This window comes from Dickeya oryzae (assembly GCF_009372235.1).
Lineage (GTDB): Bacteria > Pseudomonadota > Gammaproteobacteria > Enterobacterales > Enterobacteriaceae > Dickeya > Dickeya oryzae.
On the sequence record NZ_ML762920.1, the window covers coordinates 722,401 to 739,917 of the forward strand.

Consider the following 17,517-nt stretch of genomic DNA (forward strand, 5'->3'; position numbering starts at 1 on the left):
AGCACCCATTGTGCGATCGCAACCGAATTCAGTGACTTGCTATGCAGTCATCCCCGTATCAGGGCGATTCGGATAACGGAAGATAGCATGATTAAGGCCGGTATACCGCTCAAAACTGGTGGCGGATTGAGCAAACGCACCGGCAAGTGCTTATGAAGACAGCCAAATCGGGTATAATGCTCCGCCAACGCAGTCCCCATAGTTAAATGGATATAACGAGCCCCTCCTAAGGGCTAGTTGCAGGTTCGATTCCTGCTGGGGACGCCAATCACACTTCTCACACCTTCTCAGTAAGTCTAAAAATCCTTTAAAAACAACTATAAATCATAAAAATGACGTTAGCCGGACTGTCAGGCCCGGCCGGTACATTATTTAGCGCTTTCCACGCTGGCTTGCGTGAAGTTCGGGTAATCACCCGGTTTGCCCGCGTTCAGGTTAGACAGAAAATTGCTGTCCTTCATCGGGATATCTGCCGAGCCATAATCAAACGTATTCATCTTATTACGCATCTCCTGATTGCTGACACCATCACCATGCACGGCATACCAGCTGACAATATCCGGCGTGACAAAGGTGTTATAAGGGTTTTCCGCCTGCTCGCCTGATTTGGCAAAACGAAACGCGTGGGTCAGCGCACCATCTTTGTGATAGACAAACTTCAGGTGGCCATTTTGTTTATCCAGGCTGGAGGCAGCGGCTGTCGTCAGCTTACCGTGGGCGCTATAGCTACCATGGGTTACCGTGCCGTTTTTGGTCCAGACTGCCGCATATTCCCAGTCATGCCGGTGGCCGCTTTTGACGCCCGCCACAATCTGATCTTTCAGGAAATAGAGCGCATAAAAATGGCCGCAGTAGCGGTTACCACCACTATTTACACAGGCGTAGCGATGTAGCGTATTGGATTTATCGAGAAACGTCGTCCAGCGGCAACCACCGGTGAGGCTACCCGTCGGATTGAGGCCGCCATTTTGCTGACCACTGCGACTGATTCCGGCACTGGGCAAGCAGCCATCGGTATCGAAATCAAATACCGGCGCAATCGACGCCGCGTTAACACCGGAAGGTAATGCCTGATCCAGTTTGTCGAAATCATCAGCATGCGCTGTAAATACGGCCCAGAGAGGAAGGGTTGCCAACATTACTTTCTTCTTTAAAAACATAGTATCTCCTGTTTCCATTTTGCTTAGGCGTCATGCCCATTGGTGTTTTTAAAAATAAAGAGTGGAATTGCAATTAATGCGTAATTTTTTGATCAGAAAATCGTTATTCAGTAAACCCATTAATAAGAAAAACCATCAACCATCTATTTCAGCCTTATGACAAAAAACAGATAAAAATGGCCTCCCGAAAATCATCATAGCTATATTTCAGCCAGCAACCAATGATTACCCGGAGAAACAACCCTGCATTACCTCTTCAATATTTATTTTCTTTTCCGTTTTAAAATAAATAAAATCGAGATGACCCGTCCAGTTAATTACTCACACTTGTTTCGCTGTTATTTTTCTCATTATTATCGCCCTTTGTTTTTTACCGCATTTCTTCGCCTTTGACGCATTTCTTCGCCTTTGATAAGTGTAGATGCTTCACTCCCCTCCACAGCGTGGTGGTGCCTTCTGAAGCCCGCCTTCGTCCCCCCTCACAGATTCGTGACAGCACTTAAAAAAGTGCGTACAAATAAAATCTGCGTATTTACTCTCTGATACATTGCTGTTTCGATACGTTGATGCACGTACTCCATGACTTCGGCGCGGTGCACTTACCCTGCCAGGCCCAAACAAGAAAGGAAAACACATGAAAAAGCTGACTTTCAGCGCAGGCGCTCTGATGGTAATGCTGGCGTTAACCGGTTGCAGCACACCGTCACAACAAGCCCAGACGACGCTCTCTAACCAGTCGGTGCTGGCTCTGAACTGGTTCCAGCAGTCGGGTGAATATCAGGCATTGTGTTATCAGGCATTCAACTCGGCTCGCGTAGCATTCGATGCCGCGCCCGTGACTGCCGGTAAGAAAAAAGTCGTCGTGGTTGACCTGGATGAAACCATGCTGGATAACAGCGCCTACAGTGGCTGGCAGGCCAAAGAGCATCAGCCCTTTAGCCCGGCAAGCTGGAGCCGCTGGTCACATGCCCGTCAGGCTCTGGCCGTACCCGGCGCAGTGGAATTTGCGCGCTATGTGAATAGTCATGGCGGGCAGGTGTTCTATGTCTCAAACCGGCTGGAAAGCGAAGCCACGGATACCCGCGAAAACATGCTAAAACTCGGTTTCCCGGAGGTGAACAGCCAGACACTGTGGCTGAGTAAAGGAAGCAGTAACAAGCAAGCCCGCTTTGATGAAATCAGCGCGAAAGGCAACCAGATAGTGCTGTATGTTGGCGACAACCTCAATGATTTCGGCGCTGCGACGTACCACAAGCTGAATGATGAACGCCGTGCGTTTGTCAGTGCAAACCGGGCGAAATTCGGCACACAGTTCATCGTATTGCCTAACCCGCTTTACGGCGACTGGGAGAGCGGCCTTAGCAGCAACTACAACGCGCTGACACCAGAACAAAAGTTACAGGTACGCAGCCAACAGATGCGTGTCTGGAACGGCCAGTAATCCGGATTACAGCGCATTGACCAGCAACAACGGGGCGTCTGCCCCGTTGTTTATTGTGCACCATTCACCACCCAACCAGCGCCGTTACTGTGGCGACGGCCCTTAAGAGATATTAACCATCCCACTCAACCATATTGAATATGATACGCATTATCGATAACCTTGCGGCACATTTTCATGCTCAACAGGTAAACGTATGCTGGGATCAGGGACGTGCGCGCAGAGCGTGCCATCAGGGAATAAACAACCGGGTTACCTACCCTGGCTACTGGGGTTACTGGCAATGCTGCTGGTCGGTTGCGACAACGCCGCCTCCCCCACTCAACATGCCACGGCGTCAGCGTCCGTGGGCTGGCCCCGCACGGTACCAACACCGAAAGGGCCGCTCACGCTCACGCACCCACCACAACGCATCGTTTCCACCAGTGTTACCCTCAGCGGCACACTATTGGCTATCAATGCGCCACTGGTTGGCTCCGGTGCCACCAGCACCAATACCGTCGTGGCTGACGAGCAAGGGTTCTTTCGTCAGTGGAGTGCCGAGGCAAAAGCCCGCCACGTCAAACCGCTCTATATCACCGAACCGAACGCAGAAGCGATTGCCGCGGCCGCACCGGACATGATCATTATTGCCGCCACTGGCGGTGACTCCGCTCTGAAGCTGTATGAGCAGCTTTCGGCCATCGCGCCGACGCTGGTGGTGGATTACGGTGACAAAAGCTGGCAACAGTTGGCTGAGTATCTGGGTGCAGCTACCGGTCACGAAACCGATGCCCGCCAGGTGATTGCGCGTTTCGAACAGCGGGTGCAGGCGGTGAAACAGGCAATTCAGTTGCCGCCACAACCCGTGTCGGCGCTGGTGTATTACGAAGACGGTCGGGGCGTTAACCTATGGACACCCTCGTCCGCACAGGGACAATTGCTCCATGAACTCGGGTTCCAGTTAGCCTCGCTGCCGGACAATCTGCCGACCGAAACGCGCATGGGCAAACGGCAAGATATTGTGCAAATCTCCGGTGAGAATATGGCTGCCAGTCTCAACGGCCAGTCACTGTTGCTGTTCGCCACTGACGAGAATACCGTGCAGCGAGTCATCGACAACCCATTCCTCAGTCACCTCGACCCGGTCATGCAGCATCGTGTCTGGGCGATGGGCCCGGATACCTTCCGACTCGATTATTACAGCGCCAGCAACATGCTAAACCAGGTCGAACACCATTTTCGTCGGCCAGCGGCTCACTGACCGACAGCATGGAGCACACGGCGACGCGTTATCCTTCCTGTAACGCGTCGTCGGTTGTTTCCTCTTCACGCTGCGTTTCCACCGGCTCGCCAAAACGGCATTGTCGTAGCGGACGCACCAGCACTGTTATCAGTGCCCCCAACGCGGTCGCCGCCGCGCCGAACGCCAGAATGCTGGTCGCAGGCACCAGGAGTTTGCCCATCAGCCCCAGAATCAGCGCGCCAACGGAATCGCCGGTGACATCCTGCGCGGTACCGAGGCTATTAACCCGGCCCAACAGGTGATCCGGCGTGTGGCTCTGGATCAGGGTGAACTGCAACAACGAGGTGATCGCGTTGAAATAGCCATAACAGACCAACGCTAACAGCGCTGGCAGCAAATGGCTAAACAGCCCCAGCGACCCCACCGCCAGAAACGCCCCGGTCGCACACCCCAGCAGAATGCGCCCCGGCCACGCAACACCGGATACCCAACCACTGGTAAACGCCCCCAGCATGGCACCCAGCGGTACGGCGGAATACATTAACCCGACCGCCGATGGCCCGGCGTGGTACGCGTCACCCGCCAGCGCCGGGAACAGCACCCGCATGGCACCGACCACGCTCACTAACATCCCCAGCAACACCACACACCCCACCACCGGGTGCGCGCAAACGAAACGAACCCCGCCAGCCAGCGCCTGCAACGGGTGCTCCGGCTTGCCCGGTGCCGGTTTCATGGTCGGCAGTCGCACCAGTGGGATCAAGGTCGCCAGCGTACCGGCCGCCGCCACCGCGAAATTCCAGCCGACACCACCGGCGACAATAATCACCCCGCCCAGTGCGGGTGACAAAATGGCCCCCAGTCGTACCGTCAACATGGTCAGCGCCCCAGCCGCCGGTAAATTTTCCCGACCGACCAACAACGGGATCACCGCCATCAACGCGGTCATCCCCAATGCGCCGAAAAAGCCGTCCCAGGCTGCCAGCACGTAGAGCGCCAGCAATGACGGCGAGCCGGAAAACGCATTCAGGCTCAGTGCCACAAACCCTATCCCACAAGTACCGCGGGCAAACAAAATCAGTTTGCGGCGATCAAAGCGATCCGCCAGTACCCCGCCCAACATCAGCCCGATAAACATACCGATGCCATCCAATGCCACCGCCATACCGACCTGTAACGTAGAACCGGTCATCGCCTGAATCTGCACCGGTACACCAACGGTCAGCATACCGAGTGCAAACACCGACAACATGCGGGCCATAAAAATGGCGCGAAAATGTGCGTTTTGCCTGAGCAGGCTGAAGTCGAGAAAAAAAGAAGATTTAGCCATGAGTGTTGGATGAATTCCTGTCTTTAATAAAAATGCGGCCGCAGCCGCGCCGCAGCGCCGCCATTAGCGACCTGAAATAACGGCACACCCAGCCAGGGATGACGCGTTAATCCTGCGATAGTTAATCCTGTGGGGGTTAACCCCGAGGTAAATGCCGCCAACCCAGCGTCAGGTCAATGTCTTTGCCAAAACCTCAATGTTACCCTAGTCACGCCATAACATTAATGATAATAATAATCATATGCATTATTTAATAAAGCAGTTCTTATCAATGCGTTCATCTCCTGGTGGTCAGGTTACCCCCCTGCCGTATACACCGTCATCGTTAACCGGGCGTCGGTTCGGTGGCGTACTGCCTTGTCTGCTGTTGCTTGCGTTGGTGTGTCTCGCCAGCCTGATGTTGGGTGCCCGCGCCATCGCGCCGGAGGTCGTCTGGCAGAGTCTGGCGGGGCACGCGCAAGGCCCGGACAGCATCATCGTGTTACAGGCACGGCTACCGCGCACACTGGCCGGTATTCTGGTCGGCATGGCACTGGGTGCCGCCGGGGCGGTGATGCAGGCGCTGACCCGCAACCCGCTGGCCGACCCTGGCATCCTCGGTGTTAACGCCGGTGCCAGCTTCGCCATCGTGCTCGGCATTAGCGTGTTTGGGATTACCGGTATGGCGTCGTGGCTGGGGTTTGCCTGGCTCGGCGTGTTAGCAGCCAGCCTGATGGTGTGGATCATCGGTACGCTGAGCGGCGGTCGGGTGAATCCAATACGCCTGACGCTGGCCGGTGTGGCGCTAAGCGCCGTGTTGTCGGGTTTTACCTCATCACTGTCGCTGCTCAATCCCCACGCCTTTGATCAGTTACGGCTATGGGAAGCCGGTACGCTGGATATCCGTTCGCTAAGCAATGTGGCCTGGGTCACCCCCATTGTACTGCTGGGCTGTGCGCTGGCATTTTTGGCGGCCCGTTCACTGAATACCCTCAGTATGGGGGATGACCTCGCGACGGCACTCGGCACCCGTGTCGGCGTCATTCGTGTGATGGCGATGCTATCGGTGATGCTGTTGTGTGGCTCCGCTACCGCGCTGACCGGCCCGATTGGCTTTGTTGGCCTGATGATCCCTCACATCGCACGCGGCTGGGCCGGTCCGGATCAACGTTGGATTCTGCTCTATTCCCTGCTGTTCGCCCCCATACTGCTGCTCTGCGCTGATATTGTCGGCCGCCTGTTGGTACCGGGTGAATTGCGAGTTTCTATTGTCACCGCCTTTATCGGTGCGCCGGTACTGATCTGGCTGGTACGCCAGCGCAAGTTTTAGGAAACACGTTATGTCTACCCGAACTCTGTTCCTGCGCACGGCTTCCGGTTTGATTAGCGGTCGGTTGCCGCTACGTGCAGTGTGGATCAACCTCTCGCTGCTGTTGGTCTGCGTCGCCCTGCTGACGCTGGCAGTCAGCCTCGGCATCCTGCCGCTGTCAGCCGTCACCGTCTGGCAGGCGCTGGCTCACCACGGTGATGCCGGTACCGTGACCGTGGTAACCCAATGGCGCGCGCCACGGGCGATCATGGCGTTACTGTGCGGTGCTTGTCTTGGTATCAGCGGTGCTATCTTCCAGTCACTGACACGCAATCCATTGGGTAGCCCGGACGTCGTGGGCTTTAACACCGGTGCCTATACCGGTGCGCTGGTCACGATCATTGTGCTGCACGGCAGCTATTACCAGATTGCCGGAGGTGCCATGTTGGGTGGTCTGGCAACCGCGTTACTGGTGTATCTGCTGGCCTGGCGGCAGGGTATCAGCGGCTTTCGGTTGATTATCGTCGGGATCGCGGTCAGTGCCGTGTTGTCGGCGTTCAATACCTGGTTGATGATCACCGGCGCGCTGGAAACGGTGATGAGCGCCGCCTTGTGGGGAGCTGGCTCGTTGAACGGTATGACCTGGGCCAAAGCCACACCCGCGTTACTGGTAATGCCGCTGACCGTGCTGGCAACACTACTGCTGGCGCGGCGCTTGCAACTGCTGGAAATGGGCGATGACAGCGCCAGAGCGCTGGGGGTCAATGCACAGGCCAGTCGGTTGTGGCTGATGCTGTGCGGCATCGTATTGATTGCGGTTGTCACAGCCAGTGCCGGGCCGGTTTCCTTTATCGCACTGGCCGCGCCACAGATAGCACGCCGCCTGACCCGCGCCAGCACCATGCCGCTGTGTGCTGCCGCACTGGTGGGCAGCGTGCTGCTACTGGCGGCGGATATTGTCGCTCAGCATCTGTTTACCGGTCGGCAATTGCCTGTCGGTTCGGTGACGGTCAGCATTGGCGGGCTGTATCTGATCGGGTTGCTGATCCGCGAATCGCGTCGCTAATCCGCCCCTTTAATTTACCTGTAATTTGCCTGTAAAGAGTGATTCTGATGACACAGCTTTTACACGCCGAGCAGTTAACGCTGGGCTACGACAACAACATTATCGCCCGCAATTTGAGCGTGGCGATCCCGGCGGGAAAATTCAGCGTCATCATCGGCCCTAACGCCTGCGGTAAATCCACCCTGCTGCGAGCGCTATGCCGCCTGCTCAAACCGATGGCGGGCGACGTGTTACTGGACGGTACCAGCATCCACCGTATTCCCACCAAAACGCTGGCCCGGCAGTTAGGCCTGCTGCCACAACACGCTATCGTACCGGATAACATCACCGTGATGGATTTGGTCGCACGCGGCCGCTACCCGCATCAAACGCTACTGCGCCAGTGGAGTGAAGCCGATCAAGTAGCGGTGGAACAGGCGATGGTGGCGACTAACGTCAGCGAACTGGCAGAACGCAGCGTCGATGAACTGTCTGGCGGCCAGCGTCAACGGGTGTGGATTGCGATGGTGCTGGCACAACAAACGCCGCTGTTATTGCTGGATGAACCGACCACCTGGCTGGATATCGCCCATCAGATTGACCTGCTCGATCTGTTTCGGGAACTGAACCAGCAGCATGACCGCACACTGGTGGCGGTACTACACGACCTCAATCAAGCCTGCCGCTACGCTGATCACCTTATCGTGATGCGCGCAGGCAGCGTTATGGCGCAGGGTGCCCCCGCCGATGTCATCACCGCCGAACTGGTGCAGGCAGTATTCGGCATGGCCTGCGTCATCATCGACGACCCGGTTTCCCACACCCCCCTTATCGTCCCCTGCGGCCGCCATCACCCAGCCCCTTAAAACAAACACGGTTTCTGGCATAAGAAATGGCCGACTATCGTCGGCCATTCAGATTACTGACAGACACCTTGATTATCGGTGAGTAGGTTTTCTGGCGTCCCAAACAGTGCTGAGGTGGGCGACTTCGCCGGGTGAGCCGCATGGACGCGGCGAAAGCCCGTGCCGCGCCGGACAAAAACGTCGGGAACGTTTTTGAACAGCGTTTACGCTGGCCCGAAGGGCGAGCCCCATGGATGGGGCGAGTAACCGCGTCACGGGCGGCCCGAATAGCGAAGGCGAACGCCGAAGGTAGCGCGCAGCGCCACTGTTTAGCCACTAAGCCAGTGGTCAAGGAGAGGTGGCGCTTGCACCTCTCCTTGTCGTGCGTGCGATGAAGCGGCAAAGAAATGACACCGCTTATCCCGCACGAAACTATTCACTGACCAGGCAAACGTCACCATTCATAAAACAACATGGCTGTTTGTCAGCAACCTATTCAGCAACGGCCCCAGGTTTTCCAGCGATGCAGGCGACAGAATATCCGCGTGCTCACAATATTGCGGATACTGCGTCAGTGTACCGACATACGGTGCCCAGGTAGCGTCAACGTCCATCCCTGCTGGCAGGGTTCGGGTTGCCACAAACAGCGTGGCTTCACCGTCGTAACGATGTGAACGGGCCGATGACAACAGCCGTACCGCATCCTGATAGTTAGCAACGATATTGCCAAACATTGCCTCGCGTTCTGCGCGCAGTTGCGGGTCGTCCTCTGACTGCGTGTCGGCCATAAATCCGGCCTGTTCACGCTCGACTTCCTCACGGGCGTCGGCTTCATCCGGAGCGGTCCAGTCCTGCCCTTCCGGCGGATAGGTATCCAGCAAACCAAGGAACGACACCGTTTCGCCCACCTGTTGCAACCGTGCGGCGATACCGTGCGCCAGCGTACCGCCGAGCGAGTAACCCAGCAGGAAATACGGCCCCTGCGGCTGAATACGCCGGATGGTCGCCAGATGACGCTCGCACATCGCGTCCACCGATTCACACGCGGCGATGACCCCGTCCGGTCGTGGTGATTGCAACCCGACAATCGGGTACTCCCCGTCCAGATACTGCAACAGACCCGCATACTGCCAGGCAAAACCCGATGCCGGATGCAGGCAGAACAGCACCGGCCCGGTTCCCGTCCGTAACGGCAGCATATCGCCATTACCATCCAGATGCTGGCTGTCCGCATCGCCTTCTACCAGCGCTGCAATACGGGCTACGCTGCGTGCCGCCATAATCTGCCCCACCGTCAGTGAGTGTTGCAGCTGACGGCGTATCTCAGCGGCCAGTCGCATCGCCAGCAACGAATGCCCCCCCAGCGCGAAGAAATCGTCATCCGCCGATACCGTCTCGCAGGCCAGTAGCTCCGCAAACAGGGCCGCGATCGTGCGTTCGGTGTCTGTTTGTGGGGCGCGGCCGTCAGCGTGCTGTCCGGCAGGTGCCGGTAACGCCTTGCGATCCAGCTTGCCATTCGCACTCAGCGGGAATGACGCCATCAGCACATAACTCACCGGCACCATATGGGCCGGCAATTGCTGCGACAGCGCCTGTTGTAACTGGTCAACATCCAGCGAGATACCGGCCTGCGGCACCAGCCAGGCCACCAGTTGCCGGGCATCAGCACCGTGCAGTCGGGTGGTTTTTCCACCCAACTCTCGCGCACCGACCACCGCTTGCGCCACGCCGGGCTGTGCCAGCAGCACCTGCTCAATTTCCCCCAGTTCGATGCGCTGACCACGGATTTTCAACTGGTCATCGCTGCGCCCCAGGTAGTCTACCGTGCCATCTTCCAGCCAACGTGCGATATCGCCGGTACGGTACATCCGTTCACCGTGGGCAAACGGGTCCGCCACAAAACGGCTGGCAGTCAGGTCCGGCCGACGCAGGTATCCCTGCGCCAGTTGAATACCGCACAAATACAGATCGCCCGCTACGCCGACCGGTACCGGCCGCAACGCGCCGTCCAGAATACGCAGTTGGGTGTTCCACACCGGCAGGCCGATAGGAATGCCCGGCAACTGACAGCGCGCTAGCGCCTCGCCAGAGGCCGGTTGCCAGGTGACATCCACCGCCGCTTCGGTCGGGCCATACAGGTTGTGCAGCGGTGCCGCGATGAGCGACTGATAATCCAGCGCCAGTTCGCACGACAGCGCTTCACCACTACAGAACACTCGCCGCAGGCTGCCACAGCCGATCTCTTCACGCGGATGCGTTTCCAGCGCACTCACCCAGGCCGCCAGCATCGACGGTACAAAGTGCATGGTGGTCACCGCGTAATCGTTGATCAACTGTACCAGTGCCTCCGGATCACGGTGCGCATCCGGCGGTGCCATCACCAGACGGGCACCAACCATCAGCGGCCAAAAGAACTCCCACACCGACACATCGAAGCTGCATGGCGTTTTCTGTAGCACCACATCATCCGCCACTAACGGGTATTGATGCTGCATCCACCACAAGCGGTTGACGATGGCCTGATGGCCGACCACCACCCCTTTCGGGCGACCGGTAGAACCGGAGGTGTAAATCACGTAAGCGGCCTGCTGATCGGCGACCGGTGGTGATGCGTGACGCGGCGACTGGCGTTCATCCGCCAGCGTATCGAGCAGCAGTACATCGGCCATGCCTGCAAAACGCGACTGCAAACTGCTTTCGGTGATCATCAGGCGAGGTTGCGCATCCTCCACCATCAGCGCCAGCCGTTCATCCGGGTAACCGGTATCCAACGGTAGCCAGGCCGCACCCGCCTCCAGAATGGCGTACAACGCCAGGCTCAAGCGCACCGAGCGCGGCAGCGCCACCGCCACGATATCACCGGGTCGCACCCCGGCGTCGATCAGCCGGTCAGCCAGCAGTCGGGTCTGACGTTGAACCTGACGGTAGGTCAACTGATGCTGGCTATCCACCAGCGCGATGCTATCCGGCGTGCGTTGTGCCTGTGCTGCCAGTGCCTGATGCAACGTACCCGGCGGTACCGGCTGTTCGGTACGATTGACCGCCGCCAGCAGCGCCTGCTCTTGCGGCAGTTGCAGATTCCAGGCCGACAGCGGGCGCTCCGGGTCTGCCACCAGTTGTTGCAGTAACAGTAACAAGCGTTGCGCCAGCCGCTGCGGCTGCGCCACACTGTCGCGGTATTCCATCAGCAGCCGCAGCCGTTTGCCCGGCAGCACCAGCAGCGTCAACGGATAGTGGGTGTAACCCCGATTGTTGACCGCCTCACAGCGCAGCGCCTGCCCGGCCTGACTCAGCTCATCGCCATCCGGGTAGTTCTCCACCACCAGCAAGGTGTCGAACAGCGTGCCGATACCCGCCAGTTGCTGGATTTCCCCCAGACCGACATCATCGTGTTCAATCAGCTGGATTTGCAGCGCCTGTAGCTCAGCCAATTGCGGCGGCAACGGCCGTGATGCATCCAACCGTACCCGCACCGGTAACGTATTGCTGAATAACCCGACCTGCTGGCTGATGCCGTCAATCTGCCCGAAGCGACCCGACACCGGCGAGCCGAACAGCACATCGTCCGCGCCGCTACTGGCGCACAGCAACATCCCCCAAATGCCCTGCATTACGCTATTGAGCGTCAGGCCATACTGTTTACACAGCGCCAGTAAGCCGTGTTCCAGTTGCGGTTCCGGCAATAACTCCAGCTCACGCACGTCATCATGATACGAACCATCGCCATGATGCGGTCCGTCACCAAATAGCACGGTCGGGCGGGCACCCGTCAGCACGTCGCGCCAGCGCTGACGTGACGCCTGCGCATTGCGGGCCGCCAGTTGGCGAACGATGTCGGCATACGGCACGCTGTGCGGCGTGAGTGCCGAGCGGCCCTGATACAACGCGGTGAACAGGTCACGCAGGCATACCGGGGTCGACCAGCCATCCACCACCAGATGATGCGCATTCAGAAACAGTGTGTGACGCTCAGTGCCCGCATGGCTGACCAGCAAGGCGTGCAACATGGATGAGGGCTGGTGGAACAGGTCGCGCGCCAGTTCAGCTTTTTCCAGCGCCAGCAGCGCAGCGGCCTCTTCGTCTGCTGGCATCGCCGGTAACGTCTGACTCTCCAGCGGCCAGTAGCACGGGTCGTCACGCAGCACCGGCAACACCTGCAATGGCACCGACGTCTGTTCGGTGTCAAAACGCGCCGCCAGTTGCGGATGATGACGAACCACCGCTTCTAATGCCTGACTCAGTTGTGCTACCGACAGCGGGCCGTGCAACGACAGCCGGGTCAGCGAGTTATAACTGCCGGTGGTCTGCGCCAGTTGCGCGTGGAACAGCAACCCTTGCTGCAAGGGCAGCACCGGCAACACCGCCGATAACGGCCCGTAATGCTGACGCAGACAGTCCAGTGTCTCGTCGGTGACTTCATCCTGCGCGACGTCAACGGATACCAGCGTATCCGACAACGGCGGGTAGTCCGCCTGTTGCCGCCACGCGTCGATCGCTTGCGCCATTCCCTGATGCAACGCGTCGATATCATCCTCATCGAACACGCCGTGCGCCCATCCCCAGTGGATGGCCAGTTGCGGCTGTTCGCCCTGTTCATCCACAAAGATATTGATATCCAGCGGGTGGCTAAGCGGTATCGTCGGTGCCTGTAGTACGGCAAAGGTATCGCGGAAGTGGCGATCGCTGCGACGAGGTGACCAGTGGCCCTCGCCCGACTCGAAGCGCCCCAAATAGTTAAACAGGATTTCCGGTGCCTGCGCGTGCAACGACGCCAGCGTTTCGGCACTCTGTGTATCCAGATAGCGCAGCACGCCGTAGCCGACGCCGCGATCCGGCACCGCCCGCAGCGCACGTTTCACGGACCGTAAAATCGCCCAGGGCGCATCGGCCTGTGCCGTCGGTGCCGCGATGCACACCGGGTATTCAGCAGTCAGCCAGCCGACGGTGCGGGCGAGATCCAACCCTTCCGGCGTTTCGATACGCCCGTGAGATTCCAGTGCCAGCCGCAGCGGTTGCACGCCAAAACGGTGGTGGCAGGCCTGCACCAACGCGCCTAGCAAAATCTCGTCCACCCGCGCCTGATAGCATTCCGGTAAGCGCGTCAGCACCGCCTGCGTCAACCGGGCATCCAGCACCCGGCGTGATTGTTGCCGGGTCTGCTCCTGATCGCAGGACGGGTCAAGCGCCCAGCGTCCCAGCCGAGGCAGAGGCGTCGCCAGCACCGATTGCCAGAATGGTAACTCAGCACGGCGCGCGGTTACCTGCCCTTTCAGGCTGGCAGACCAGTCGTATAACGAGCACTCCTCAGCCGCTAACACCACCGGTTGACCATCCATCGCGGCTTCAGCGGCCTGACGCAGCTCGGGTAACAGCACGCGCCACGACACGCCGTCCACCACCAGATGATGGGCCACCAGCACCAGCCCACAAGCACGACCATCGCGTTGCAACAGTACGGCCTGCATCATTTGACCGGCTGCCGGGTCAAGGCGTGCTACCGCCGCTTCATACGCCCGTTCTGCCGCCGCCTCAACCGGCTCTTGTGCGCGTAGCGTGTCACACTGTAGCGGCACGGCCGTCGATGACGTTTGATGAATGACCAGATGGCTGTCACCAGTCTGCGCGGTTAACGCCGGGTGTGCCTGCACCAGTGCGCTCAGCGCTTGCATCAGGTGCATCGGTTGTAATGTTTCAGGCACCGACAGGAATACGCCGTGCGCAAACCGTTGGTTGATGCCCGCCAGTTGGGCGAAGCTGTGTACGATAGGCAAACCGTCCACCACACCGTAGCGCCGCGTACGTGACGGTGTGGCCGTCGTCGTCAGCGGCTGCATCGCTTGCGCCATCCGTGCTGGTGTGCGCTCAGCGAAAATGGTTTTCGGTCGTAGTTGCCAACCGGCGCGCCGTAACAGCGTGCCCAGCCCCATCGCGGAAATACTGTCGCCACCGAGTGCAAAGAAATCCGCTTCCGCACTGACCGCGTCCAGTTTCAGCAGGCTGGCGATGGACTGGCAAATCAGCCGCTCTTCATCGCTGGCAGGTTCGCGTCCCGCCACCGCTTCTGCCTGCTGCGGTTTTGGCAGTGCCTGACGGTCAATTTTACCGTTGACGGTCAGCGGCAGTTCCGCCATCACCATCAGCACCGCCGGGACCATGTAATCAGGCAGTTGCTCAGCCAGTTGTGCCAGCAAACGGGCCACGCAATCCGGTTGTTCGCGGACGGTATCACTCGGCACCGAGCAATAACCGATGAGCCGATGCGTCGCACCCAGTGGTTCGGCGATCACCACCGCGGTGCTGACCTCATCCAGCGCCACCAGCGCATTTTCTACTTCACCCAGTTCTACGCGAAAGCCACGCACTTTGATCTGATGGTCAACGCGGCCGATAAACGCCAGTTGGCCGTCGTGACGCCAGCGCATCAGGTCACCGGTGCGGTACATCACCGCCCCTGATATGAACGGACAGGCAACAAAGCGCGTCGACGTGAGATCCGGGCGGCGCAGGTAACCACGCGCCAGCCCCGGCCCGGCGATATACAACTCACCGGGTACACCCACCGGCACCGGTCGCAGGTGGTTATCCAGCAACCATACCCGGGTATTGGCGACCGGTTGGCCGATAACCGGCTGGTCCGCCACCGTGACCCTGGCCCCCAACGTATCGATGGTGTATTCCGACGGCCCGTAATAGTTATGAATTTCCATCTGCGGATGCTGGCGCATCAGTTGCCACAGCCGTGGCGTGGCCGCTTCACCGCCAATCATGATGAAAGCGGGCTGGTGGTTATCCGGCTCCAGCAAGCCGCTGTCGATCATCTGGGTGAAGAACGACGGGGTGATATCCAGCAAATCGATAGGCGTATGAGTAAAGTGTTGAACCAACGCCCAGGCATCTTTACGCAGCTCTTCATCGAAAATGTGTAATTCGCTGCCCATCATCATGCAAAACAGCGGTTCCCAGGAGGAATCGAAGGAGAATGACGCCGTGTGTCCGGCACGTAAACGGCGACCATGTTGCCGTGAAAAGCGATCTATCACCGGGCCAAACAGGAAGCTCGAATGAGACATCATCAGGTTGAGCAAACCGGCATGGGTACTCATCACCCCTTTCGGCTTCCCGGTAGAACCGGAGGTGTAGATCATGTACGCCAGATGTTCTGCCCGTAACGGCTCGCGTCGCTCAGCCTGTGTTACCGGATGGGCGGGCAAGCGGGCGCACTCGGCCCGTAACCTGGCATCGTCCAGACACAGCACCTGCGGCAGTGTCGGCATATGCTCACGCACCGTGCTGTGGGTCAGCAACAGTACCGGACGCGCATCGTCACACATCAACGCCAGACGTTCGCGTGGATAATCCAGATCCAACGGCATATAGGCCGCGCCGCTGGCCAGTACCCCGAACATCGCCACCACCGATGAGACCGAGCGCGGGACGCCGATCGCCACCACATCACCGGCACCGATCCCCTGCGCCATCAGCCGACGTGCCAGTTGCATGACCTGCGCCGATAACTGGCGGTAGCTGAGTTGCTCACGACCACAGGTCACAGCCAACGCGTCGGGCTGTTGCTGTACCTGCTGTTGCAGGCAATCCAGCACCGAGTGCAGCGTCGTGGGTATCGTCAGGCGCGGGCCACTGCCCCAGCCGTCAATACGCCGCCATTCGTCGTCGTTGAGCAGACTCACTTCACCGATAGCCAGCTCTGGTTGTTGTATCAGTTGCATCAGCACGTGTTGCAGACGTTGCGCATGCCCTTGCAACGCCGGGGCGTCGTAGCGCGCCGGATTGGCGACCAGTTCCAGTTGCAGCTCGCCCTCCTGCACGCCAAGGGTAAACTCCATATCGTCCACCGGCCCCATCGCCAGCACATGGGTGGTGACCGGCGTATGTCCCAGTGTCAGTTCGGCGTTATACACCTTGAAATTGATCACCGGCCCGTACAAGCCCTCACTGCCGCCGACCAGCCCCAGATCCCGTCGTAACTGTTCCGCTTCATAACGCTGATGACGTCGTACCGCCTTGATTTCCTTGTGCAGCATTTGCGTGGCATCGATTAAGGTCATCTCGGGTTGTAGCGTGAATTGTAGCGGCAGCACGTTCACTACCGGCCCACTGGCACACAATGCTGCCGACCCCATCCGTCGCATAAACGGAAAGCCCACCGACAAGCGCGACTCGCCACTCATGTGGTAGAGGTACACCGCCAGTGCCGCCATCGCAATTTCCGCCGGTTGTAGCTGAGCGCCAAACCGTTGCTCTGCCAGCGTCACAAAAGGTGCGGCAGGTAAGGTGACCCGTTGCTGCACGGTGCGAATCCCTTGCGGTGACGACTCACAGACGTCTGCCGCCAGCGACACGGGCGTCGGCAATTCACGGGCATGCTCGCGCCAGAACGCCGCCGACTGCTGATACGCCGACGACCGTTCCCACTCTTGGTATTCCGTCACCACATCGGCAAACGGTGTAAACGGCGAGGCGTCCGGCGTTTTACCGGCACAAAAGGCGTTGTAAATCGCCACTATCCGTCGGGTCAGGGCATCAAAACTGAAACCATCCACCATCAGATGATGAAAGCGCTGATACCAGAACCAGCGCTCCGGCTGCGCGGAGACCTGCATCAACACCTGGCGATACAGCGGTTGCTCACCATCGACTGGCAGCGGCGCGGCCAGATCCGCCTGCATCAGCGCCCAGGCAGCTTGCTCACCTTGCGCCGGGTCGCGAAAATCCAGCCATTCCGGTTCGTTAATCGCCGCCACACCCGGCGCAGAAGGTAGCCACTGTACCGGTTCCCCGAGATCATTGAAGCCAAAGCGCGCCTGCACCGTATCCGCTTCCGACAACCCCTGACGGATGGCTGCCAGCAGGCAATCCGGGTCAACCGGGCCGTTCAACTCCAGCGCATGCGCCACCGTAAACGCATTCGACTGACTGGCGATGTGGTCGGCCATCCAGATACCGGGTTGGGCCGCCACCAGCGGCAATTCCAACGCATTCACCGACTGTGCCGACGTGACGTCGTGAGCAGACACGTTCTGCCCGGACGTACCCGCCGGGGAGAAGGAGACGTGGGGATGAGACGATGAGGATTGCTGGGTGGATAATGGTGTTTCGTTAAGTAGATCTGACACGTTGTTTTCCTTACTCCGTCAACGGAAACAGTCCCGACTGGTCATGCCG

General features: G+C 58.9%; 8 protein-coding genes and 1 tRNA gene. 6 read left to right on the plus strand and 3 right to left on the minus strand.

The window, feature by feature from the left end; genetic code table 11:
- The first annotated feature begins 192 nt into the window (after positions 1-192).
- Positions 193-267, plus strand: a tRNA-Arg gene (locus FAZ14_RS03175).
- 101 nt (positions 268-368) lie between these two features.
- Here FAZ14_RS03175 and FAZ14_RS03180 read toward each other — a convergent pair.
- The gene (locus tag FAZ14_RS03180; protein ID WP_153508004.1) at positions 369-1,160 is read right to left on the minus strand and encodes an NPP1 family protein; all 792 of its coding nucleotides are present in this window, start codon (positions 1,158-1,160) and stop codon (positions 369-371) included.
- 634 nt (positions 1,161-1,794) lie between these two features.
- Between FAZ14_RS03180 and FAZ14_RS03185 the strand changes: the two genes are divergently transcribed.
- Positions 1,795-2,601: a 5'-nucleotidase, lipoprotein e(P4) family gene (locus tag FAZ14_RS03185; protein ID WP_016941141.1), complete on the plus strand. Its 807-nt coding sequence runs from the start codon at positions 1,795-1,797 to the stop codon at positions 2,599-2,601.
- Positions 2,602-2,797: 196 nt separating this feature from the next.
- Complete coding sequence (fepB, locus tag FAZ14_RS03190; protein ID WP_016941142.1) at positions 2,798-3,844, plus strand: Fe2+-enterobactin ABC transporter substrate-binding protein; 1,047 nt, start codon at positions 2,798-2,800, stop codon at positions 3,842-3,844.
- Positions 3,845-3,872: 28 nt separating this feature from the next.
- On the opposite strand, the gene entS is transcribed toward fepB, so the two are convergent.
- The gene (entS, locus tag FAZ14_RS03195; protein ID WP_016941143.1) at positions 3,873-5,156 is read right to left on the minus strand and encodes an enterobactin transporter EntS; all 1,284 of its coding nucleotides are present in this window, start codon (positions 5,154-5,156) and stop codon (positions 3,873-3,875) included.
- Positions 5,157-5,397: 241 nt separating this feature from the next.
- Here entS and fepD point away from each other — a divergent pair, with 241 nt between their 5' ends.
- From fepD to FAZ14_RS03210, 3 genes are read left to right on the plus strand one after another with little or no spacing between them, the layout of a single operon-like run.
- A complete protein-coding gene (gene fepD / locus FAZ14_RS03200; protein ID WP_016941144.1) occupies positions 5,398-6,465 on the plus strand; it encodes a Fe(3+)-siderophore ABC transporter permease in 1,068 nt (355 codons plus the stop codon).
- A 10-nt stretch (positions 6,466-6,475) separates the two neighbouring features.
- Positions 6,476-7,510, plus strand: coding sequence for an iron-enterobactin ABC transporter permease (gene fepG / locus FAZ14_RS03205; RefSeq protein ID WP_153508005.1), 1,035 nt, complete (start codon positions 6,476-6,478; stop codon positions 7,508-7,510).
- Positions 7,511-7,557: 47 nt separating this feature from the next.
- Positions 7,558-8,355: an ABC transporter ATP-binding protein gene (locus tag FAZ14_RS03210; protein ID WP_016941146.1), complete on the plus strand. Its 798-nt coding sequence runs from the start codon at positions 7,558-7,560 to the stop codon at positions 8,353-8,355.
- Between the two features lie 440 nt (positions 8,356-8,795).
- On the opposite strand, the gene FAZ14_RS03215 is transcribed toward FAZ14_RS03210, so the two are convergent.
- On the minus strand, positions 8,796-17,369 hold the full coding sequence (locus FAZ14_RS03215) for an amino acid adenylation domain-containing protein (RefSeq protein ID WP_153508157.1): 8,574 nt from the start codon (positions 17,367-17,369) through the stop codon (positions 8,796-8,798).
- Between the last annotated feature and the right edge of the window lie 148 nt (positions 17,370-17,517).

What these genes read in the sequence shown, in the direction of transcription:
- FAZ14_RS03180 (WP_153508004.1), bottom strand. Translation starts at nt 1,160, where the DNA reads ATGTTTTTAAAGAAGAAAGTAATGTTGGCAACCCTTCCTCTCTGGGCC.
- FAZ14_RS03185 (WP_016941141.1), top strand. Translation starts at nt 1,795, where the DNA reads ATGAAAAAGCTGACTTTCAGCGCAGGCGCTCTGATGGTAATGCTGGCG.
- fepB (WP_016941142.1), top strand. Translation starts at nt 2,798, where the DNA reads ATGCTGGGATCAGGGACGTGCGCGCAGAGCGTGCCATCAGGGAATAAA.
- entS (WP_016941143.1), bottom strand. Translation starts at nt 5,156, where the DNA reads ATGGCTAAATCTTCTTTTTTTCTCGACTTCAGCCTGCTCAGGCAAAAC.
- fepD (WP_016941144.1), top strand. Translation starts at nt 5,398, where the DNA reads ATGCATTATTTAATAAAGCAGTTCTTATCAATGCGTTCATCTCCTGGT.
- fepG (WP_153508005.1), top strand. Translation starts at nt 6,476, where the DNA reads ATGTCTACCCGAACTCTGTTCCTGCGCACGGCTTCCGGTTTGATTAGC.
- FAZ14_RS03210 (WP_016941146.1), top strand. Translation starts at nt 7,558, where the DNA reads ATGACACAGCTTTTACACGCCGAGCAGTTAACGCTGGGCTACGACAAC.